Annotated in this window: 16 protein-coding genes and 1 tRNA gene; 5 read left to right on the top strand and 12 right to left on the bottom strand. The window is 58.6% G+C overall.

The genetic code is table 11. The features are described 5' to 3' along the window. Nucleotides 1–87 precede the first annotated feature (87 nt). Nucleotides 88–1,869 carry an arylsulfatase gene (locus BLU07_RS07885; protein ID WP_092385789.1) on the top strand — a complete coding sequence of 594 codons (1,782 nt, stop codon included), beginning with the start codon at nucleotides 88–90 and terminating at the stop codon, nucleotides 1,867–1,869. Between the two features lie 113 nt (nucleotides 1,870–1,982). Here the strand turns inward: BLU07_RS07885 and BLU07_RS07890 are convergent, their stop codons facing one another. The 6 genes from BLU07_RS07890 to BLU07_RS07915 all read right to left on the bottom strand — a co-directional run bounded on the left by BLU07_RS07890 (nucleotide 1,983) and on the right by BLU07_RS07915 (nucleotide 11,268). After that, nucleotides 1,983–3,737: a diguanylate cyclase gene (locus BLU07_RS07890; RefSeq protein WP_157719127.1), complete on the bottom strand. Its 1,755-nt coding sequence runs from the start codon at nucleotides 3,735–3,737 to the stop codon at nucleotides 1,983–1,985. Between the two features lie 165 nt (nucleotides 3,738–3,902). Continuing rightward, nucleotides 3,903–5,324: a siroheme synthase CysG gene (gene cysG / locus BLU07_RS07895; protein ID WP_092385793.1), complete on the bottom strand. Its 1,422-nt coding sequence runs from the start codon at nucleotides 5,322–5,324 to the stop codon at nucleotides 3,903–3,905. Nucleotides 5,325–5,369: 45 nt separating this feature from the next. Continuing rightward, a complete protein-coding gene (serS, locus tag BLU07_RS07900; protein ID WP_092389681.1) occupies nucleotides 5,370–6,650 on the bottom strand; it encodes a serine--tRNA ligase in 1,281 nt (426 codons plus the stop codon). Between the two features lie 226 nt (nucleotides 6,651–6,876). Continuing rightward, nucleotides 6,877–8,202, bottom strand: coding sequence for a replication-associated recombination protein A (locus BLU07_RS07905; RefSeq protein ID WP_092385795.1), 1,326 nt, complete (start codon nucleotides 8,200–8,202; stop codon nucleotides 6,877–6,879). Between the two features lies 1 nt (nucleotide 8,203). Then, nucleotides 8,204–8,821: an outer membrane lipoprotein chaperone LolA gene (lolA, locus tag BLU07_RS07910; protein ID WP_092389683.1), complete on the bottom strand. Its 618-nt coding sequence runs from the start codon at nucleotides 8,819–8,821 to the stop codon at nucleotides 8,204–8,206. 62 nt (nucleotides 8,822–8,883) lie between these two features. Next, nucleotides 8,884–11,268: a DNA translocase FtsK gene (locus BLU07_RS07915; protein ID WP_269434161.1), complete on the bottom strand. Its 2,385-nt coding sequence runs from the start codon at nucleotides 11,266–11,268 to the stop codon at nucleotides 8,884–8,886. A gap of 166 nt (nucleotides 11,269–11,434) precedes the next feature. Between BLU07_RS07915 and aat the strand changes: the two genes are divergently transcribed. Together aat and BLU07_RS07925 are read left to right on the top strand one after the other, a co-directional pair. Then, the gene (gene aat / locus BLU07_RS07920; protein ID WP_092385797.1) at nucleotides 11,435–12,142 is read left to right on the top strand and encodes a leucyl/phenylalanyl-tRNA--protein transferase; all 708 of its coding nucleotides are present in this window, start codon (nucleotides 11,435–11,437) and stop codon (nucleotides 12,140–12,142) included. Between the two features lie 83 nt (nucleotides 12,143–12,225). Next, a complete protein-coding gene (locus BLU07_RS07925; RefSeq protein ID WP_092385799.1) occupies nucleotides 12,226–12,933 on the top strand; it encodes an arginyltransferase in 708 nt (235 codons plus the stop codon). A gap of 30 nt (nucleotides 12,934–12,963) precedes the next feature. Here BLU07_RS07925 and uvrB read toward each other — a convergent pair whose 3' ends face one another. Next, a complete protein-coding gene (uvrB, locus tag BLU07_RS07930) occupies nucleotides 12,964–14,973 on the bottom strand; it encodes an excinuclease ABC subunit UvrB (protein ID WP_092385801.1) in 2,010 nt (669 codons plus the stop codon). A 162-nt stretch (nucleotides 14,974–15,135) separates the two neighbouring features. Between uvrB and BLU07_RS07935 the strand changes: the two genes are divergently transcribed. Continuing rightward, the gene (locus tag BLU07_RS07935; protein ID WP_092385803.1) at nucleotides 15,136–16,335 is read left to right on the top strand and encodes an amino acid aminotransferase; all 1,200 of its coding nucleotides are present in this window, start codon (nucleotides 15,136–15,138) and stop codon (nucleotides 16,333–16,335) included. Nucleotides 16,336–16,404: 69 nt separating this feature from the next. Beyond that, nucleotides 16,405–16,480 (top strand) — tRNA-Asn (locus BLU07_RS07940). Between the two features lie 64 nt (nucleotides 16,481–16,544). Here BLU07_RS07940 and BLU07_RS07945 read toward each other — a convergent pair. The 5 genes from BLU07_RS07945 to BLU07_RS07965 form a co-directional block, all read right to left on the bottom strand. Next, nucleotides 16,545–17,858 (bottom strand): S8 family serine peptidase, encoded by a 1,314-nt coding sequence (locus BLU07_RS07945; protein ID WP_092385805.1) that lies wholly within the window; start codon nucleotides 17,856–17,858, stop codon nucleotides 16,545–16,547. Nucleotides 17,859–18,210: 352 nt separating this feature from the next. Beyond that, on the bottom strand, nucleotides 18,211–18,792 hold the full coding sequence (locus BLU07_RS07950) for an anti-sigma factor family protein (protein ID WP_157719129.1): 582 nt from the start codon (nucleotides 18,790–18,792) through the stop codon (nucleotides 18,211–18,213). After that, on the bottom strand, nucleotides 18,779–19,339 hold the full coding sequence (locus BLU07_RS07955; RefSeq protein WP_092385809.1) for a sigma-70 family RNA polymerase sigma factor: 561 nt from the start codon (nucleotides 19,337–19,339) through the stop codon (nucleotides 18,779–18,781). The genes BLU07_RS07950 and BLU07_RS07955 overlap by 14 nt, the downstream gene beginning before the upstream one ends. After that, nucleotides 19,336–20,349 carry a hypothetical protein gene (locus BLU07_RS07960; RefSeq protein WP_157719131.1) on the bottom strand — a complete coding sequence of 338 codons (1,014 nt, stop codon included), beginning with the start codon at nucleotides 20,347–20,349 and terminating at the stop codon, nucleotides 19,336–19,338. Before BLU07_RS07960 ends, BLU07_RS07955 begins: the two co-directional genes overlap by 4 nt. 100 nt (nucleotides 20,350–20,449) lie before the next feature. Continuing rightward, the gene (locus BLU07_RS07965; protein ID WP_092385813.1) at nucleotides 20,450–22,504 is read right to left on the bottom strand and encodes a hypothetical protein; all 2,055 of its coding nucleotides are present in this window, start codon (nucleotides 22,502–22,504) and stop codon (nucleotides 20,450–20,452) included.

The following is a 22,504-nucleotide window of genomic DNA, read 5'->3' on the forward strand; positions in this document are numbered from 1 at the left end:
AAGGCATTCCTGATTCTGCTGTCACTATACTGAGAGCGAGTTACTGGCAATACCCCTATTGACCACAAGAATAATCCGGACTCAGCCATGACATGTTTACGCACATTACTACTGGCCGCCAGCCTGCTCGCCAGCTTCGTCACCCAGGCCGACACGCGCCCGAATATCCTGTTGATCCTCGCCGATGACATGGGGTTCAGCGACCCCGGCGCCTATGGTGGCGAAATCAGCACCCCCAACATCGACACACTGGCCGCCGAAGGCATGCAGTTCACCAACTTCAATGTGTCTGCCACCTGCTCTCCCACGCGCGGCATGCTGCTCACTGGCGTAACCAATCACAAGGTCGGCATGGGCAACATGCGGGAAATCATGGCCGACAACCAGAAAGGCCAACCCGGTTACGAAACCTGGCTGAATGATCAGGTTGTCACCCTGCCCACCCTGCTGCGTGACCATGGTTACCGCACCTATATGGCCGGCAAATGGCATCTTGGTGACCGGCCACAAAGCCTGCCTGGCGCACGCGGCTTCGAGCAATCAGTGACTCTGCTGGAAAGCGGAGCCGACAACTGGGAAGCCAAACACTACCTGCCCGGCGGCAGCGCTACTTATCTGGAAAATGATCAACCGATCAGCCTGCCGGATGATTTCTACTCTTCCACCTTTTTTACCGACAAGCTGATCGGCTACCTCGACGCTGATCGAGAACGCGACGAACCCTTCTTCGCTTACCTGTCATTTCAGGCAGTCCATGCACCACACCATGCGCCTGAAGCGTTCATCGAGCGTTATGCCGGAAAATATGATCAGGGCTGGGACGAAATACGCCGCCAACGCTACGAGCGAATGACGGCCATGGGGGTAGTTCCTCGCGCCATTGATTCCGTGGTTTCCAGTGACTGGGGCACATTCTACGATGCCGAAACCATCGACTGGGATAGCCTGGACGATGAAGAACGTCGCTACCGTGCGCGACAAATGGAGGTCTATGCCGGCATGGCTGAAGCCATGGATCACAACATTGGTCGCGTGTTCGCTTATTTGCGCGAACAGGGTCAACTGGATAACACCCTGGTGATTTTTCTCAGTGACAACGGTGGTGAATCTACCGAGCTGGTGAATGTTGCACCGATGTTCTACCGCTGGCGTTACAACCTCGAACGGGAGCAACTGGGCGCGCCCGGCAGTTACAGTGAATATGGTCCCGGCTGGGCCTATGCCTCCAACACACCGTTCTTTTCCTACAAGGGTTCACCCTTCAATGGCGGCATGCGCGTCCCCCTGCTGGTGCGCCAGCCTGGCCAGATAGCAGCCGGCGCGCAAACCAACGCCTTTGGCTACGTCACCGACATCACCCCGACATTGCTCGAGCTGGCCGGCATTGAGCAACCCGATGGCCGCTACCAGGAACGTGAAGTGCACCGCATTATGGGTAAAAGCCTGTTGCCCTTGCTGCATGGTGAAACCGAACGCATCCACGGCCCTGAAGATATAACCGTGTACGAACTGGCGGGAGGCATTGCAGTATGGCAAGGGGATTACAAGCTGGTCGTCGCGTCCGAAGCGATCAACAATCGCCAGGGACTGTTGCTTTTCAACCTGGCCGACGACCCCTTTGAACGCAACAATCTGGCCGCCAGCAACCCCGAGTTGACGGCGACCATGTACCAGTATTACCGCGATTACGTCGCAGCCAACAACCTGGTCGAAGTGCCGGCAGACTACGATGCCTGGCAACAGTTGCGCAGCAACGGTCGCGAGCAGCTTATCGCTCGTCACCGGATGTCCTTGCTTTTTGCCGGCATACTGGTTCTGTCACTGGCGGGTGCACTGATCTTCTGGCTGATCAACCGTCTACGCAGTTAGGGAACCCCTGAAAAACGCAGTTTGCGCGATGTAAACGAGCAGTGTGATCGGGCTCGCGCACAAGGATGTTTTCAACGCCGCTGCTGCAACCCGGGTAGTTCTGCAGAGGTGCCTCAGTCGTCCGTTTTGGCCTGATACATGGCGCGGTCAGCGACATTGAACAGGGCGTCGCTGTCGCCGGCATCATCGGGAAACAAGGCCTGACCGATACTGACGCCCACTGCAGCCTGCTGGCCATCCGGCAAATCCACCACGGTAGTCACCAGCCGCTGGAGCTTGTCGTGCAAGGCCGGCAGGCTGGCGGGATCATCCACCTGCTCCACCAGTACGACAAACTCATCCCCCCCGACACGGGCAATGGTATCCGACTCCCGCAATCCGTCGCGAAGTCGCCCGGCTATCTGCCGCAACAACTCATCACCGGCGCTGTGCCCGAAGCGATCATTGACCAGCTTGAACTTGTCCAGATCCAGTACCAGCAGAGCAAAGGGCTTGCCCAGGCGCCGGGACCGTGCCATCGCACTCTGCAACCGATCCGCAAGCAACTTGCGATTGGCCAGGCCAGTCAGATCATCATGATTGGCCTGTTGCTCCAATTGCGCCTTGCTGAGCAACAGCTCGGCGTTGGCTTGTTCCAGGGCTTCGGTGCGATGCAATACCCGGGATTCCAGCACCTGCTCACTTTCGCGCAAGGCTGCGACCATACGACGATTTTCAACCAGCGCCTGCTGTTGCGCCTGGTCCTGAGCACGCTGAATGGCATTGATGCGATCGCCCAACGCCAGTGAGAGCAAGACCATTTCCAGACCTGAGCCGATCAACATGGCGTTGGTGGTCAACAGGTTGCTGGGGAAAAAGCCCAGATTGTGCAATGCGAGTATGACCATGCCGATAAGCAAGGATACCCAGGCCAGCACAAAAAACCGCGCACCGGGACGCCCCTGATAGAAACTCACGGCGCCCAGCAACAAGGCTATCACCGCAAAAGTCAGCGCTGCCACGTTGACCGCCAGTGCAGCCAGGTAATACGACCAGAAGAGGGTACAGAAGAAAATAAACACGAAAACAACGCCCAGAGCAGGCATCAACCACTGCAACCGCAGGCTGCGCGGAGTCTGGCCGAGAAAACGCTGAACGAAAATACAGCCGAATATCCCGGCGGCTGACACCCCGCCCGTTGGCGACAAATGGGTCAACAGGGCGTTGTCAGGCCAGATAAACTGCCCGGTAAAACCTGCCAGCCCGGCCTGTCCGATTCCCAACAGCCCGACAAAAGCGACATAGGCCAGATACAGGGGCTCGCGCAAGGCCAGGAAAAGGAACAGGTTATACAGCATCATGCCCAGCAGCAGACCGTAATACAGGCTGAGCAGCGTATAAGTACCCTGATCATGCGACCAGATAGCATCCGGCTGCCAGAGCTTCAGCGGAATCGAAAGCGTACCCTGAGAGCGGGCACGGACAAACAGGCGGTATTCGGCATGGGATGCCAGTTCCCACTCGACAATCAGATTGCGATGGGCAACCGGACGTTGATTGAACGCAACCAGATCACCGGTATGTTGCTGTTGAAAATCGCCATCCGGCCCGGCCAGATAAAAATCCAGCACATCCAGTGACGGGTGTGCGACTTCCAGCAGCCAGCGCGAAGGGATTCTGGATGTGGAGAAATCCAGCTGCAGCCATACCTCATCCCGGGTAATGCCGAAGTTGGTTCCCTGCCCCGCCATTAACGCTTGGAACCGGCCCTGCCGATACGACTCGCGGGCCTCGTCCAGAGTCAACGGGGTACCCGGATTACGCAACACCTTCACATGCGCCGACAGAGCCTGGCTCGGCACATCGTTCAGCGCAAGAGAGGCGCCCATAACAGCTGGCGTTAGCAGAATCGAGCTCAGCAGGCTCAGCCAGCAGAGCAGGCATCGCAACACAGGGTTTTTATGCACAGCGCTCAGAGGGCCACACTCCTTTGTAGATGTTATCAGGCATCTGAAGTGCTCTATATTAGCTCATGCCAGACGCCCCTATCGGGATTATTGGGACAAAACACCCTGTTGCGAGCCAATAACCTGATCTGGAGCAAACCACTTGAGTTTATCGTGCAGCTGTACAACTTCACCAACAATCAACAGGGTTGGCGGTTCAACCGTGGTATTGGCTACCAGCTCAGGCATGCTGGCCAGTGTGCCGATCAAGACTTTCTGATTGCTGGTTGTACCCTGCTGAATCAGTGCAATCGGAGTGTCCGGGCCACGTCCATGACTGATCAGCCCCTGGCAGATGTCCGCCAGCCCGACCAGTCCCATATAGAACACCAGCGTCTGCCCCGGTGCTACCAGGTCACGCCAGGGTAGATCGGTCGTACCGTCTTTACGGTGGCCGGTGACAAAACGCACCGAAAGCGCATGATCACGGTGGGTCAGTGGAATACCGGCATAGGCCGAGCAGCCATTGGCGGCAGTTATTCCGGGTACGACCTGAAACGGCACGCCATGCGCCGACAGCTCTTCGATCTCCTCACCACCGCGACCGAAAATAAACGGATCACCGCCTTTCAGCCGCAGCACACGCTTGCCCTCTTTGGCCAACCGGACCAACAGCTGGTTGATCTGTTCCTGGGGAACTGCGTGTTCGGAGCGTCGCTTGCCGACATAAATCCGCTCCGCATCGCGCCGGCACAGGTCAATGATGGGGGTTGCAACCAGGCGGTCGTAGAGCACCACATCAGCTTGCTGCATCAGCCGCAAGGCGCGGAAAGTCAGCAAATCCGGATCGCCCGGCCCGGCACCGACCAGGTAGACTTCACCCTGGTAATCCTGCCCGGCCTGCTGCTCCAGACGCTCGGCCAACAAGGTTTCCGCCTCTTGCTCCTGACCAGCAAAGACGCGCTCGGCTATATCGCCCTGAAACACATTTTCCCAGAACACCCGGCGCTGGTTGATGCCCGGAAAAGCGGCCTTGACCTTGCCTCGGAAACGCTTGGCCAATTGCGCCAGGGTACCGTAAGTGTGCGGGAACAGGGTTTCGATACGGGCGCGAGTCAGACGGGCCAGCACCGGTGCATGACTGCCGCTGGAAATAGCGATCATCAATGGCGAGCGGTCGACAATAGCCGGGAAAATCACTGTACACAGATCCGGTGCATCGACTGCATTGACGGGCAAGTTGCGCGCCTGGGCAGCCGCTGAGACATCTGCATTCAGACCATCATCATCGGTAGCGGCAATCACCAACACCACGTCATCGAGATCGCTGGCCTGATAGCCACGCTGAAAGCATTCGCCACCACCCTCTTCAACCAGGGTTTTCAGCTGGCTTTCAATCTCAGGTGCAACCACCTTGAGGCGGGCACCCGCCTCGCTCAGCAGGCGGGATTTGCGCAAAGCAATTTCACCGCCCCCGATGACCAGCACCCAGCGGTGGTTCAGGTTATGAAACAGCGGTAAATAATCCATGGCGCTCTCAGTCGGTGTGTGTCGATAATCCGTACGGGAACAGCCTCAACCGATCCGTTCAATCCCACCCATATAGGGTCGCAACGCCTCAGGCACCGTCACCGAGCCATCGGCCTGCTGATAATTCTCCAGCACTGCGACCAGGGTGCGACCAACCGCCAGACCGGAGCCATTCAGGGTGTGCACCAGCTCAGGCTTGCCGGTCTCCGGATTGCGCCAGCGGGCCTGCATGCGGCGAGCCTGGAAATCGCCGCAATTGGAGCAGGAGGAGATTTCGCGGTACTTGCCCTGGCTGGGAACCCACACTTCCAGATCATAGGTCTTGACCGCGCCAAAGCCCATATCACCGGTACACAATGCCAGGGTGCGGTACGGCAGCTCCAGTCGCTGCAGAATATCTTCGGCATGCCCGGTGAGCTCTTCCAGTGACTGCATGGAATCTGCCGGTCGCACAACCTGGACCATTTCAACCTTGTCGAACTGGTGCTGACGGATCATGCCACGGGTATCGCGACCAGCAGCCCCGGCTTCACTGCGGAAACAAGGCGTATGCGCAGTCAGACGCAGTGGCAGACTGGCGGCATCGACAATCGACTGGCTGACGATATTGGTCAGCGACACTTCTGCCGTCGGTATCAGGTAGAGATCGCGCTGATCTTCCCGGCGAATGCGGAACAGATCTTCCTCGAATTTGGGCAACTGGCCAGTGCCCTGCAGGCTGTCGGCATTGACCAGATACGGCGTATAGACCTCTTCATAGCCATGCTCGTTGATGTGCAGATCGAGCATGAACTGCGCCAGCGCACGGTGCAAACGGGCAATCGGGCCGCGCATCAAGGCAAAGCGCGCACCGGACAGCTTGGCCGCGGTTTCAAAATCCAGATAGCCGTGTTGCTCGCCAATGGCAACATGATCAAGCACATCGAAATCGAACTCACGCGGAGTACCCCAGCGGCGTACCTCGAGATTGTCGTCTTCATCCTTGCCCACCGGAACCGAAGCATCCGGCAGATTGGGGATGCCCAGCAGCAATTGATCCAGCTCACCCTGAATACCTTCCAGATCCTGCTTGGCCTGATTCAGCTCTTCACCCATGCGGTCCACGTCAGCCAACAGGGGTTGAATATCCTCGCCCTGCGCCTTGGCTTTGCCGATCGCCTTGGAGCGGCTGTTGCGCTCGGCCTGCAGGCTCTCGGTGCGTGTTTGCACTTCTTTGCGCCGGGCTTCCAGGGTCGCCAATTGGTCGACATCCAGAATAAAACCACGGGTCGCCAGACGCTCGGCAATCTCTTGCGGTTGGCTACGAACCAGTTTGGGATCAAGCATGGGCATCATCTTCAGCTAGAGGCGAATGTAAGGCCCATCCGGGGCCGCCAAAGCCGCACAGTATACCCGCTCTGCCCCCCAATCGCCCAGCCTGAAACGCCACCCATGGACCGCCACGGCCTGCGGTCTCGCGGTGATGGCGGGGCCGAATACGACGTGCCCTGCCCTGAGGCCTCATGGCGAGAAGCGCAAAGACGCAGCAATCCACTCGGGCGGCAAATAAAACTTATGATCGGCGCTTGCGCGCACTTTGCTGATCCAGCCCACGCAAATGCTCGAGCTTTTGCGCGATCTTCAGCTCCAGCCCGCGCGGTACCGGCTGGTAATACTGCCGTGGCTCCAGGTCCTCGGGGAAGTAATCTTCGCCGGCCGCATAGGCTTCAGGCTCATCATGGGCGTAACGATAACCCACGCTGTAACCCAGCTCCTTCATAAGTTTGGTCGGCGAATTGCGCAGGTGCAGCGGCGGCTCATGGGAAGGCTGTTCGGCAACATCACGCATGGCTGCATTGAAAGCCTTGTACACGGCATTGCTTTTTGGCGCACAGGCCAGATAAACAATCGCTTGCGCCACGGCCAGTTCACCTTCCGGGCTGCCCAGGCGCTCCTGCACATCCCAGGCATTCAGGCACAGGGTCAGCGCCCGCGGATCGGCATTGCCGATATCTTCACTGGCCATGCGCACAACCCGGCGGGCGATGTATAGCGGATCACAACCACCATCCAGCATGCGGGCAAACCAGTACAGCGCAGCATCCGGGTTGGAGCCACGAACCGACTTGTGCAAAGCCGAAATCTGATCGTAAAAGGCTTCGCCGCCCTTGTCGAAACGCCGCCGGCTGTCATTCAACAGATCAGCCACCTGCGCCTGCTCGATGGTACCGCCATCATCCACCAGGTCTGCGGCTATCTCCAACAGATTGAGCAAGCGCCGGGCATCCCCATCGGCAGCATCCAGCAACATCCGGCGCGCATCCGCATCCAGGCTCAACGTGTGCTGCCCCAGGCCACGCTCCGTATCGGCCAATGCACGGTCGAGCAAAGCCTCCAGCGCGGGCTGCTCCAGTGCCTTCAGCACATAGACACGTGCCCGCGAGAGCAAGGCATTGTTCAGCTCAAAGGAAGGGTTTTCCGTGGTCGCACCGATAAACAGCAAGGTGCCATCTTCGACAAAGGGCAAAAAGGCATCCTGCTGCGCCTTGTTGAAGCGGTGCACTTCATCGACGAAGAGGATGGTCTGTCTGCCATTCTGTGCCGCCTGCTGGCGCGCCTGCTCGACCGCCTGGCGAATCTCCTTGACCCCGGCAAGCACCGCCGAAATAGTCACGAAGTGGGCATCAGCCAGAGTGGCCAGAAGTCGTGCCAGGGTCGTTTTACCCACCCCCGGCGGGCCCCAGAAAATCATCGAATGCAGGGCGCCCTGCTCCAGCGCCTGACGCAACGGACGACCCGGCCCGAGCAAATGCGCCTGGCCGGCATACTCGTCCAGGGTGCGTGGCCGCATGCGAGCGGCCAGAGGCTGATGTCGCGGGGCCTGGGCAAACAGGTCCATGTTATTCGCTGATCACATCGACCCCTTCGGGGATATCGAAGGTAAATGCGTCGTCATCCACCTCTGGGTTGATCTGCACATCGCTGAACAGGATGTTGGTGCGCTGGCCAATCGGATCGTTCAACTGCATGTCGTTGATCTTGCCATCCCAGAATGACAACCGTAACTCCTCGAACAGCGTGTCACTGGCTTTTGGGATCAAGGTGAAATCCACCACGCTACCGCTGTCTTCCACGTGGATGTCGAAGTTTTCCGCCAGGGTGCTGACGTCACCGGACAACAGCAAGGCCGGGGTATGCGTCAGGCGCGGGTCCATTTGCTGCACGGTTACCTGCATCAAATCCGGGTCATACAACCAGATCTGTTCGCCATCGGACACCAGCACCTGTTCCAGGGGTGGCGCGGTATGCCAGACAAATTTGCCCGGACGCTGCAGGGTTACCTGGCCTGTGGTTTCCTGCAGACTGTCGCCACTGGCACTGCGGGTCATCTGCGAAAAATCCGCTTGCAGGGTTTCTGCACTGGACAGCAAGCGATTCAATTCCGCTGCCGCCTCTGCCTGGCTGTCGGCCTGAACCAGGGCAGCACAACTACCGACTGCCAGGGTCAAGGTCAGCATGGATCGGGTTACAACTCGGTGAAACATCGGGCGCAAGGTGTGGCGCATGTATGCCTGTCCTCTCAATCACGTACCGGGGGTGGAGCAATCACTTCGCGACTGCCATTGGTGTTCATGGAGGTTACGACACCGGCCATCTCCATAGATTCAATCATGCGCGCGGCGCGGTTGTAGCCGATTTTCAGCTTGCGTTGCACGGCAGATATGGAGGCCCGCCGACTTTCGGTGACAAACTGCACCGCTTCATCGTACAAGGGATCATCATCTTCACTGCCGCCGCCGCTGCCGGCGGGGTCGATACCCGGAATCGCTTCATCGGTACCGTCGACGATGTCCTGAATATAATCCGGCTCACCGCGCTGCTTCCATTCATCCACCAGACGGTGTACTTCATCATCAGAGACGAATGCCCCGTGAACCCGCACCGGCAAACTGGTACCCGGCGGCATGAACAGCATATCGCCATGCCCCAGCAGCTGTTCAGCACCACCCTGATCGAGAATGGTGCGCGAATCGATCTTGCTGGACACCTGGAACGCCATACGGGTCGGGATATTGGCCTTGATCAGACCGGTAATCACGTCGACCGACGGGCGCTGGGTAGCCAGAATCAGATGAATACCCGCCGCACGGGCTTTCTGCGCGATCCGGGCAATCAATTCTTCGACCTTCTTGCCGACGATCATCATCATGTCGGCAAACTCATCGATCACCACCACGATGATCGGCAGGGTTTCCAGCTTGGGTGGCTCGTCTTCCGGTGATTCGCGGCGGAACAAGGGATCGTTCAGCGGCTCTCCGGCTTTCTCGGCATCCCTTACCTTGCGGTTGAAACCGGCCAGGTTGCGAACGCCCATCGCCGCCATCAATTTGTAGCGACGTTCCATTTCGGCGACACACCAGCGCAAGGCATTGGCGGCCTCTTTCATATCAGTCACTACCGGTGCCAGCAAATGCGGAATGCCTTCGTAGATCGACAACTCGAGCATTTTCGGGTCGATCATGATCAGACGCACTTCATCCGGCCCGGCCTTGAACAGGATCGACAACAACATGGCGTTGACGCCGACCGATTTACCCGACCCCGTGGTACCGGCCACCAGCAAATGCGGCATTTTAGCCAGATCCGCCATCACCGGATGGCCACCGATGTCATGCCCCAGCGCCAGGGTTACCGGTGAGGTGGCTTCATCGAATTCACGCGTTTGCAGCACCTCGGACAGGCGCACAATCTCACGATCTTCATTGGGGATCTCGATACCAACGGTGGTCTTGCCCGGAATCACCTCGACCACACGCACGCTGATGACGGCAAGCGAGCGGGCCAGATCCTTGGCCAGGTTGGAAATCTTGCTGACCTTGACGCCCGGTGCCGGCTGAATCTCGAAGCGGGTAATGACCGGACCAGGCTGGACCTTTTCCACCTCGGCATCGACGCCAAAGTCCTTCAGCTTGATTTCCAGCAGGCGCGACATCCCTTCCAGTGACTCGGCAGAAAAACCCTTGGTTTTCTTGCTCGGCGCATCCAGCAAACCAATCGGCGGCAACGAACCCGGTTCGACCCCGGCGAACAGGCTGGATTGCTTCTCTTTCTGGGCGCGCACGCTGGCTTCAACCGGCTTGGTATCCGGTGGCACGATTTCCGGAGCCTTGCGATGCTCCCGCTCGGCACGGTGCCGTGCCAGCGCTTCCTGGCGTTGCGCCCGGGACGCTTCCGCCTGACGTTTGGACTCGGCACTGTCTACCGGCTCACGACGTGGCGCCGCAGACGACGCAGCGGCCTTGCGTCCCTGTCGGCGCGCCATCCAGGAGGCCCAGGCACGCCGCAGCAAATCACACAGATCCAGCACAATTCGCCCGGTCAGATCCATCACCCGGAACCAGGACAAGTTGGTGAATACGGTAATCCCGAACAGAAACAGGGTAAGGAACAGCAATGTGCTGCCTTGCATGTTCAGAATGGGGTAACTCAACTGACGCAGCAACTCACCCAGGATACCACCCGCTCCGGCTCCCTCCGGGAAATTCGCCGGCGGGCTGCCATGCAAGGCCACCAGTGCGGTACCGGCCAGCAACGTCAGCACAAATCCGATCAGCCGCCAGGAAAACAGCCAACCATTCCAGACCAACGGCAGATGACGCCGGCGAAACATTTGCCATACCTTGAGCGCCACGATCAACGGAAACAGAAAGGCCAGGTAACCCAGGGTCAATAACAGGATATCGGCCACCCAGGACCCCATGCGCCCGCCAGCATTCTGGACCTGACTGACGTCACCACTGCGGGTCCAGCCCGGGTCTTCCGGGCTGTAGGTAAAAAGCGCCATGCACAGATAAAGGCACACAGCGATCATCGCCAGCAGAGCACCCTCACGCAGGCGCAAGCTGAGTTGCTCGCGCCAGGCCGGATGCGGCGGATTGGATTTAGCCGTTTGTGATGCTTTCAAAACCTGATTCCCTGTTTTGGGTCAGTGACTATTGTACGGCGACTGAGGCGGGTTCTGCATGTGTTGGTTGCACAGCCCCAACCCCAAAACTATTTATTTGCAAGACAATAACTTATAAGCTCTTCTTTATAAACCATGCAACTCATCCTGACGGATACCCAAGCCCATGTCCCTGCAGCAAGTCCAGCGCCTGACCTGGCTCGATCCCGATGACCTGCGCTTTCCTCCGCCCGAGCAGGCGCTGGACGACCCCAACGGCCTGATTGCCCTGGGCGGTGACTTGCGTCCGCAACGACTGATCAAAGCCTACCGACAGGGCATTTTCCCCTGGTATCAGGATGACCAGCCATTACTCTGGTGGTGCCCTGACCCGCGTACCGTTGTGACCCCGGACAGCCTGCATGTATCCCGCAGCATGCAGAAATTCCTGCGCAAAACCGATTTCCGGGTCAGCTTCGATCAGGACTTCCCTGCCGTGATCCGTGCCTGCGCTGCACCACGCAGCTATGCCGATGACACCTGGATCACCGATGACATGCAAGCCGCCTATAGCGCACTGCACCGCCTGGGCATTGCCCACTCGGTCGAAGTCTGGCAACAGGACCAACTGGTAGGTGGCCTGTACGGCATTGCCCTTGGCCGGGTGTTTTTTGGCGAATCCATGTTCAGCTGGCAAACCAATGCCTCGAAGACCGCATTTATCCATCTGGTTCGCCAATTGGGCGCATGGAACTTTGCGCTGATTGATTGCCAGATGCCAACCGATCACCTGTTCAGTCTCGGCGCGCAGTCCATGTCGCGCAGTGACTTTCTGCAACAACTGGCAAGACTGTGCCCGGCAGATGGCCCGAATGCCTGGGGGCAGTCACAGTAACGGAAAAAACAACGCAGACTTTGTCATCAACCGCTGACCGGCTCTATACTGAAACGACAACAATGTCAGCGCCTCATCCAACCATGACCAACCTGGCCCAACTCAAATTCTTTGCCACCCAACCGCATACCTGCAGCTACCTGCCGGAAGAGCGGGCCACCACGCTGTTTCTGGATCCACAACAAAGCATCGACCTGACCACTTACAGTCGCCTGTCCGATCTGGGCTTTCGACGCAGCGGTGACCATCTCTATCGCCCGCACTGCGAGCGCTGCAGCGCCTGCATTGCCGCACGCATCCCGGTCGACCGCTTTACCCCCAACAAACAGCAAAAACGCATTCTGCGACGCAACCAGGACATCCGCATCAGCGAGCACCACGCCGTTTTCAACGAGGAACACTACGCCCTGTTTGCCCGTTATATCGAGCAACGGCATGCCGATGGCGACATGTACCCACCCAGCCGCGAGCAATTTGAGTCCTTTCTGGTACGCGATCACAGCTTTACCCGTTTCTTCGAATTCCGGCTCGAAGAACAACTGATCGCCGTTGCCGTCACCGACATCATGGAGAACGGCCTGTCCGCGGTTTATACCTATTTTGCCCCGGAGCATGAGCGTCGCAGCCTGGGCCGCTTTGCCATTCTCTGGCAAGTCGAGGAAGCCCGGCGGCGTCAACTTCCGGCCCTCTATCTCGGTTACTGGATCAAGCAGTGCCGCAAGATGAATTACAAAACCGAATACCGACCACTGGAAATGCTGGTCAATCAGCGCTGGGTAGCCATCAGCTGATCTCAACGCCCCAAGCCCGCCTCTCGACAATCAAACCTGCATCAGATTGACACGCAGTTGCTGAATCTGATCACGCGTATCCGCTGCCGCCTCGAATTCCAGATCACGCGCATGCTGGTGCATTTTCTCTTCCAGTTGGCGAATGCGTTTGCTGATCTCGGCCGGTGAGCGCAAGGTCTTGTACTCGGCCGCTTCCTCGGCTGCCTTGAGCCGTTTGCGCTTGCCGCTGCGGCTACCCGGCACCACCGCGCCTTCCATTATATCGGCGACACTGCGGGTTACGCCCTTGGGCGTAATGCCATGCTCAAGGTTGAAGGCGACCTGCTTGGCTCGGCGCCGGTCGGTTTCGCCAATGGCCCGCTCCATAGAGCCGGTCATACGGTCGGCATACAGAATGGCCTTGCCATGCAGATTACGCGCAGCGCGGCCGATGGTCTGAATCAGCGAACGCTCGGAGCGCAGAAAACCTTCCTTGTCCGCGTCCAGGATGGCCACCAGCGACACTTCCGGCATGTCCAGCCCCTCGCGCAGCAGGTTGATGCCGACCAGCACGTCAAAGGTCCCGATACGCAAGTCGCGGATAATTTCCACCCGCTCCACGGTATCGATATCCGAATGCAGATAACGCACGCGCACATCGTGATCGGCCAGGTAGTCCGCCAGATCCTCGGCCATGCGCTTGGTCAGCGTGGTGACCAGCACCCGTTCTTCGGCGGCCACACGCAAACGGATTTCAGAGAGCAAATCGTCAACCTGGGTGGTCGCCGGGCGCACTTCGATCTCCGGGTCAACCAGACCGGTCGGACGGACCACCTGCTCGACCACGCGACCGGCGTGCGCTTCTTCATAGGGGCCCGGGGTGGCCGACACAAAAATGGCCTGCGGCGAAATGCTTTCCCACTCATCAAAACGCATCGGCCGGTTATCCAGCGCCGAGGGCAAACGGAAACCGTAGTTGACCAGGGTTTCCTTGCGCGAACGGTCACCCTTGTACATGGCACCGACTTGCGGCACTGATACGTGGGACTCGTCGATCACCAGCAAGGCATCGGCCGGCAGGTAATCAAACAGGGTGGGCGGCGGTGCACCGGTTTCGCGCCCGGACAGGTAGCGCGAGTAGTTTTCGATGCCATTGCAATAACCCAGCTCGAGAATCATTTCCAGGTCAAAGTTTGTCCGTTGCTCCAGACGCTGGGCCTCGACCAGTTTGTTCTGTTCCTTGAGCTGCGCCAGGCGCGCCTGCAGCTCGACCTTGATATGTTCCACAGCCTCAATCAGTTTCTCACGCGGCGTCACATAATGGCTTTTGGGATAGACAGTTACGCGTGGAACCTTGCGTATCACTTCACCTGTAAGCGGGTCGAAAAAGCTGATCTGCTCGACCTCGTCATCGAAGAGTTCGATACGTATGGCCTCAAGCTCGGATTCCGCCGGAAAGATGTCGATCACATCGCCGCGCACCCGGTAGGTTGCCCGCGCCAGCTCCATGTCGTTGCGCGTGTACTGCAGCTCGGCCAGGCGGCGCAACAGGCCGCGCTGGTCCAAACGATCACCACGGTCCACATGCAACACCATCTTCAGGTAGGACTCAGGATCACCCAGACCATAAATGGCGGAAACGGTCGCCACGATGATCGCATCCGGCCGCTCCATCAGGGCCTTGGTCGCCGACAGGCGCATCTGCTCGATGTGGTCATTGACCGAGGCATCCTTCTCGATAAAGGTATCGGATGACGGCACATAGGCTTCCGGCTGGTAGTAATCGTAATAGGACACGAAATATTCCACCGCGTTGTGCGGAAAGAACTCGCGAAACTCGCCATACAGCTGCGCCGCCAGCGTCTTGTTTGGCGCCATGATGATGGTTGGCCGGCGCACCTGCTGGATCACGTTGGCAATGGTAAAGGTCTTGCCCGAGCCGGTTACCCCGAGCAGGGTCTGGTGCGACAAACCGGCCTGCAGCCCTTCCACCAGCTGGCGGATAGCTTCCGGCTGATCGCCGGCAGGCTGAAAACGGGTTTGCAGCTTGAATTCGCTCATGGGTGGCTCCAGCAGGAATGGATCAGCCGGTAAGCATACCATCGACCGCAAGCGCCTGCCCCGGCGGCTCGCATCCGGTAACAGAGTACGTTTATAATGGGCAGCCTGAACGGCACGGCCCGACACCCATCATTCACCTAACGTATCGAGTTTGCCACTATCATGAGTGTGTTCTCCCCAGTTGAAATGGCCCCCCGCGATCCCATTCTTGGCCTGAATGAAGCCTTTGCTGCCGACCAGCGTGCCGGCAAGGTCAACCTCGGCGTTGGTGTGTATTACGACGAAGCCGGCAAGGTTCCGCTGCTGCGCGCGGTTCAGGCCGCTGAAGAGGCGCGGGTGGCCGAGCACGCCCCTCGCCCCTATCAGCCGATGGAAGGTCTGGCCAGCTACGATGCGGCCGTCCAGCGCCTGCTGTTTGGCCCTGACTCGCCACTGCTCGACGCCGGCCGCCTGATTACCGCACAGTCGCTCGGTGGTACCGGCGCCCTCAAGCTGGGTGCCGACTTCCTGCAGCGTCAGGCCGGCAAGCGCATGGTCGCGATCAGCAACCCGAGCTGGGAAAACCACCGGGCCATTTTCGAGGCAGCGGGCTACGATGTTGTCGCCTACCCCTATTACGATCCGAAGACCCATGGCCTGGATCTGGACGGTATGCTGCAGGGCCTGCGTGACCTGCCCGATGGCACCGTGGTGATTCTGCACGCCTGCTGTCACAACCCGACCGGAGTGGATATCGCCATGGCCGACTGGGTCAAGGTCATCGACGTGATTCAGCAGAAAGGCCACGTTCCTTTCCTCGATATCGCCTATCAGGGCTTTGGTTCCAACCTGGAAGATGACGCCGCTGCGGTGCGCCTGTTTGCCGAGTCCGGCCTGGCCTTTCTGGTTGCCAGCTCCTTCTCCAAATCCTTCTCGCTCTACGGCGAGCGCGTTGGCGCCCTGACCATGGTCACCGCCAGCCAGGAAGAAACCGCGCCGGTGCTGTCTCAGCTCAAGCGCGTGATCCGTACCAACTATTCCAACCCGCCGACCCACGGTGCCAAAGTCGTCGCCGCTGTACTGACTACTCCGGATCTGTACCAGCAGTGGGAAGTGGAACTGGGTGAAATGCGTGACCGCATCCGTGACATGCGCAGCAGCCTGGTCGCCAAACTGGCAGCAGCCGGCGTAGCGACAGACATGAGCTTCATTCAGCAGCAGCGCGGCATGTTCTCCTACTCGGGCCTGACCGCCGAGCAGGTAGCACGGCTGGCAGACGAGTTCGGCATCTATGCGGTGAGCAGCGGACGCATCTGCGTCGCCGCCCTGAACACCGGCAATATCGACGCCGTCGCCAACGCCATGGCCGCTGTATTGAAGTAAAATCTACCTGACAAAAATCATCCAAGATGTTGACTTGGATGATTTTTTTGTTAGAGTACGCTCCGTCATTCCGCGATAGCTCAGTTGGTAGAGCAAATGACTGTTAATCATTGGGTCCCAGGTTCGAGTCCTGGTCGCGGAGCCAGATTCAAAGGCCATGCAGGCAACTGCGTGGCCTTTTTTGTTGCCTTTAATCGCGACAGATCCAATCAGCCCTCACCCGAGCAAGCCTCAGCGGGCAGCCTGACCAATCCCCAGCCAAAGACCGGATCATGCCCGGCAGCCCCCAGATCCTGACTGTATCCCTGCAGTGCTCCATGCAGTATTCCCCGCGGCAGGTTGGGGTTGCGACGGAGGAAGTACGCAGCGACAGCCACCGCATGCGGCGCAGCAAAAGAAGTGCCGGAACGGTACTGACCGTCGCCGTCGCTACTGGCTGTCCAGACATCGACCCCGGGCGCGGCAAAATCGATATATTCGCCCTGGTTGGCAAATGGATAGACCCGCAGTGCAGCATCAATTGCAGTAATGGCAAACACGCCCGAATGGGCAGCAGGATAGGCTGGCTTGTCGCGTAGACGGTCGTTACCGGCAGCAACAAAAATCAACATCCCCTGCCCGACACTCCGATCCAGCACTCTATCCAGAACGCGGTTTGCACGCGTCCCTGACAGGGAAATATTCACCAACCTGACCTGCTGAGCAAGCAACCAGTCCAACGCCCGGGCGATGGCCTCGGTGGTCGCAACACTGCCATCATCAAACTGCTCGAGCACTGCAGCCGACAGCAATTCCACCTCCGACAGCAGTCCCATCAGGGCGGGGTCGTTGCCGTTGCCAGCCAGCAGCACAGCAATTGCCGTGGCATGTTGCTTGTCCATGCTCGCCTCGCGGCGGTAAAAAGGTTTCAGCTGCAGGCGCTGCCCCGCCAGACCGGGATGCTCCAGGTCAACCTCGCCATCAACAATGCCAATCCTGGTCGGTGTTGCCACGGGTTCGGGGCAATCACCAAGGCGCTGCCAGTTTATTGCCTCGTGCGCATAAAGCCGGGGTTCTGAAACCGTGAAATAGTAGTGATTTCGGTCCACCTCGGCATAAGGATAACGCGCACGCAGTTGTTCGATTGTGTTGTCCAGTTGATCGGTATCCGTGTGCACGACCAGCAGGCTGAGCTCCATGGCCGGCAGGTTGTGCTGGGCAAGCAGATCAAAGCCCCGGGCAGCGAGGTCACTGATAACGGCCGTCAGGTGATCGCTGTCAAATAACAGAACAACCTCGTCGGCTCGATACTCGCCACCTTGCCGAGGCACCTCAGGAGCAGCAAAAGCACAGGTGCGCAGATCCAGCGCACTGGGGCGAAGCTCAGGCGATGAGTCTGCTTGCACAAACAACCGATAGACCTGCTGCGGCTTGATTCGGCTGTCCACCGGCAACAATACACGCTGGACACGGTTGTTCTGACCGACCGCTGGCAAGCTGATGAATCCCCCGTCTACCTGAATCGACCAGGGTCGATTGGCCACTGAAGAATCCGCTGGCAGTGTCAGGGCTATCACCTGACCGGGGTAGACGCATGATCCCGCGGGAGCGCGCAAACCGGGAGGCGCGGAAGGCTCTCTTGGCGGTGGCTGTGGCTGCGCCTGCTGCTGTGGCTCTGATCGTGGTGTGCGTTGTGGTTGCGGTCGCTGCCGCGGCTCTGGTTGTGGTTCTCGTTGCAGTTGTGGTTCTCGCTGAGGCTGAGGCAAAGGCTGCACCCGAACCTGCGCCGGAGGAAACGGGCTGCGGGCGGTTGCCGGATCAGTCCGTGTCTCTGCCGCCCGAACCGGGAGGCAGACGGCAACCCCCAGCGCCAGAAACAGCAGCAGACGTTGCACCCTACTGGACCTGCAGTGAGTCGATGATGTCTTGTTCTTTCAGCCAGGCAATGGTGCCGTCTGCCTCATCCTGAACCAGGATCCGATAGATCCCCAGCGCCGACGGCCCATCGACAATCCGGCTGTTGCTCGCCAGCAAGACAGCACGTATCTGCTGTTCCGTGGTCTCCGGAGCAAAGGTAATGCTGATGGCAGTGCCACCAGCCTGGCCATCCACAGCCCCGCCAGCCGGGTAATAATCAGCAGGCTGCTCGACCTTCAGCACTATTGCGGTTTGCGCCAGCAGCAAGAATGAAGCCGCGATTGCGGCGATGTGCCAGCCACGAACGGATCGGGCTGTGCTGGCTGGCTGCGGCTTGTGCAACTGCTGTTGCAACCGCTTGAGCCCCATTTCACCGGGGCTGTTGGCGGCAGCTGGCTGACTTTTCAGGTGTTTGCGCAGGGCGCGCAAAAAATCCAGCTCTTGCTGCAGTTCGGGATAATCCGTCAGCGCATGTTCGACAGCCTCGACCTCGCCCTCTGTCAGGGTACCATTCAGATAAAACGGCAGAAGCTTCTCGGCATCCAGTCTAGTCATCATCATGAGCACCTCCCAGCAGGCGCGACAGGCACTTTTTCATTGCCTGTTTGGCATGGAACATCCGGGTTTTCACCGTGTTTTCCGGGCAGTCGACGACCATGGCAATATCGCCATAGGACATCTCTTCAAAAAAAGTCAGCTCCATGACCGCGCGATGGGCGACAGACAGCGTCTCGATGCAATGGCGAACCTGTTGGGCTTGCTGATCACCGATCAGGCAACTCAAGGCACCGGGGCTGTCATCGGCAAGCTCTGCCATTTTCTCGTCCTCCAGTTGCTGTGGCCTGTTTTTGCGCAGACGATCAATCACCTTGAAATAGGCGATACTGAACAACCAGGTAGACACCTTGGAGCGGCCCTGAAAGCTGTCGGCTTTGCGCCAGACATCCATGAACACCTCATTCAGGATGTCAGCGGCTTCAAAGGCATCGTGCAACTTGTTCAGGATAAAATTGAACAAGCGCGTCTCGTATTGCCGGTAGAAAGCAGCCAATGCCTGCTGATCGCCCTTGGCGATCTGACGCAGCAAATCTTCATCCTGTGTGCTCATAAGTCAGGGGTCCGAGCAGGTTTGCGCGGGGAAATGGCAATCACCCTGCCTTCGCTATCAAACGCCCGCAGCTGCCATTGGTAGCTTGTGCCGGATGACAGCCAGTCCAGCGTCATGTTCGACAAAGCCATTGAAAGATCAGCAGACGGCACCAGCTTGCCACTCAGGGGCACGCTGCCACCCCGGGCAAAGATTTCCACCTGATAGGCATGGGCATTGCTCACCGGTTGCCATGCAAAAGTCGTATCGTGATCCAGCAGCGCATTGTCCCGGGGCTGATCAACGACCAGTTCAGGGAGGTCAGCAACTGGCATCGGCTGACTATTGTCGATGACGAAGTAGCGCAGAATCGGAATATCCATCCGGGCACTGGTGTCACGTACCGAGAAAGCCAGCAGATACAAGCCCTGACGCTCTGTCGGCAACAGCGGGCTGACCACACGGACCTTGCCCTCGCCTGCGCTTACCAGGCTTTGCCGCACCACCTGAAGCACCCGGCCGGCACCGCTACCCAGACTGGCCGTGGGATCAATAACGCGCCATTCACCTTGCAACACTCCGCTACTGCGGAAGCTGACATCGGCCACCGCACGCAACTCGGTGCGCTGCCCCACCACATCGGTGCGGGATGCATCCTCAAAGGTCAGATCAATCCGACTGACTGTGAGCCCTTCTTCGCCGCTGCCGCCCGCATAAACGGCCAGGCTACCCGCCTCTTCGCGCTGGCCGTCACTGAACACGCGCACAATGCGTACGCTGCCGGCCGGGCTGTCGGCAATGCGTCTGGCCAGGCCAACATTTACCTGAAGGGTTTCATTGAAAGTCAGCGTACCGCTCTGCCCCGCTGTCAGTGCAGAGGTTTGGCTGAGCAATCCACCGACAGTGGCCACAGTCGCCCCGTCGATCTGCAGCACGGCCCCCGGAGAACTGACCTGACGCGTAACGGGACCGGCTCTGGTAGCCGCATCGCTCTCGGTACGACTGACTTGCCAGCCGACATTGACAGGCATTGTGCTGTTGACTGGCAGCGTCACCGTCCCCGGATTGGCCGCAACCGAATTGACAACCGCATACGCCGGTGTGTTGGCTGCAAACAACCACAACAGAACACTAAAAACCGCCAGCCAGGGGTGCATTGATGCGCAAAATTGCGAAGACCTGGTAGCGGTGCCGGCCTGAGGTGTACGCGGTAGTTTCATGATTGTTCTCCATAGAACCTCTGAATGCGAGAGCCACGCCTGGTTTGTTCTGCGATGCTTTCAACAGCGTCCAGCCCAACTCGGCATTGACCAGGTGTCTGTCTGGTAGGTCGTTGTCACCACTGGCGAGGTTCATATTGTAATTCATGCTGAAATCAAGCTTTCCGGGGACCAGGATCGAGTTGATCCCCAGGTTCAGGTTGGTGCTGTAACTGCGCTGCTCTTCAAACTCGGTACTGAATACGCCGTATTGCAAGTCAGAATTCAGTGACAGCCGTTCGCTCACCTGTTTGCTGGCAGCCAGCGACAGGAAGCGACTGTCAGTCCCCAGGCCCATTCCGGATCGATCGTCGAATTCTGCCTGGGTATATGAGCCGGACCAGTGCCATTGCGCGTAATTGGCGCCCCCTCCCAAGGTGATGGAACGAGCGATATTGTCATTATTGAATCCCAGGTATCCCTGTGGCGTTTTGTGTCTGTCCAGGTTGGCGATCAGGCCGGATAATTGCAGATAGGGCGTGCCCAACCAGGCACGAGAACCCGATTGCTGATCGAAGGTATAGCTGCCATTCCAGGCCAGGCTCTGTAAACGATCCGTTGGCATCCCTTCCAGATCAGCGACATTGTTGGTTTCCTGAGTAACCTGCACATTGGTCAACAGCCGGCCCCAATAAAAATCCGAGTAGACCGAGACCATATCCCGGTCTGCCGCCAGCCCCGGGTTGGCCAGGCTGGCAAAAAAAGTATCGATTCGCTGGTAATCCGTACCCACCACCAGATCAACCGGCTGGTCAAGCCAGTCAAGATCGGAAAAAGGCCTGAAATCAAAGCCCATTCGCCAGGCATCGCTGCTATGCATCACATCGGTATGATCGCTGATATCCGGGTCATAGCGACTGCGAGCGTACTCACCGCTCAGATTCAAGCGCCCCTGCCAAAAGGACTTTTCCAGCATCAACCCCCAACCCGATCCCTTGCCAGTACTTTGCTCTTCGCTAATGCCCAAGCCTGCCGTACTCCCCTCACCGCTGTAATACATCGCAGTGATCGCCAGACCGTCCTCACCTGCTGAAAAGGGCTGCAACCGGGTCGATAATCCGTGCATTCGGTTGCGAGTGTCATCAATCCCCGTCAGATGCCTTGCGCCGGCAATGGAATCCGGGCGCAGAGCAAAGAACTGAGTGGCCAAGCGGTTATTGTTGCTACCAGCCTGAACGGATAACCCACGCCGTTGTTGCGGGGAAAAGAGCAGGCCATCCAGCCCCAGACTGTGATGACCCAGATTCACACCGGTATGCAGATGCTCGCCCTGATGACGGGAAGCCAGGCTGTACTCGCCAAGGTCCAGAGTCTCACCGGTCAAGGTGTTCGATCGCTCGCTCTGCAACAGATAATTGCCCTGGGCATTGAACTGCCAGTTGTTACCCTGCAACTCAGCCGCGCCAACCCCGGCACCGGACAATTGCTGACGCCCGGTATCGCTCTTGATATTGTGCTCATGCAGGCGATAGCTGGCTTCCAGGGTATTATTCACGGACCAGGACGCTGAGCGCAGCCACTGCTCGGCAGCCGCTATTTGTTGCGCATCAGCCATGGCCGGGGCGGTGCCCGCAGCGCCGTCGGGTTGGGGTTGGTCAAAACGCCAACTTGCAACCTCTTCACTGCGGCCATCCGGCTGTAGCAACACCAGTCGAATGCTGTGTGGCCCCGAGCCCAGGGGCTCTGGTGGCGCGTAGAGAAAGTCGCCCTCTTCCCACGACAAGAACGCGGTGACGTCGATACCGTTAACCTCAACCGCCAGCCGGGTCAGGGTAAGCATATCGATATCGTCCGGCAGAGATATTGCGAATAGCTGACCGGCGCGCGGTGCAAGAATCAGCTCGGCCTGCACATCATTGGCCCAGAGCAACGCCGAGTGCAGCCACAAGGGTATTGACAGCAGCGCGCCTAGATATCTGCTCTTCAT

Source organism: Halopseudomonas salegens (genome assembly GCF_900105655.1).
Lineage (GTDB): Bacteria > Pseudomonadota > Gammaproteobacteria > Pseudomonadales > Pseudomonadaceae > Halopseudomonas > Halopseudomonas salegens.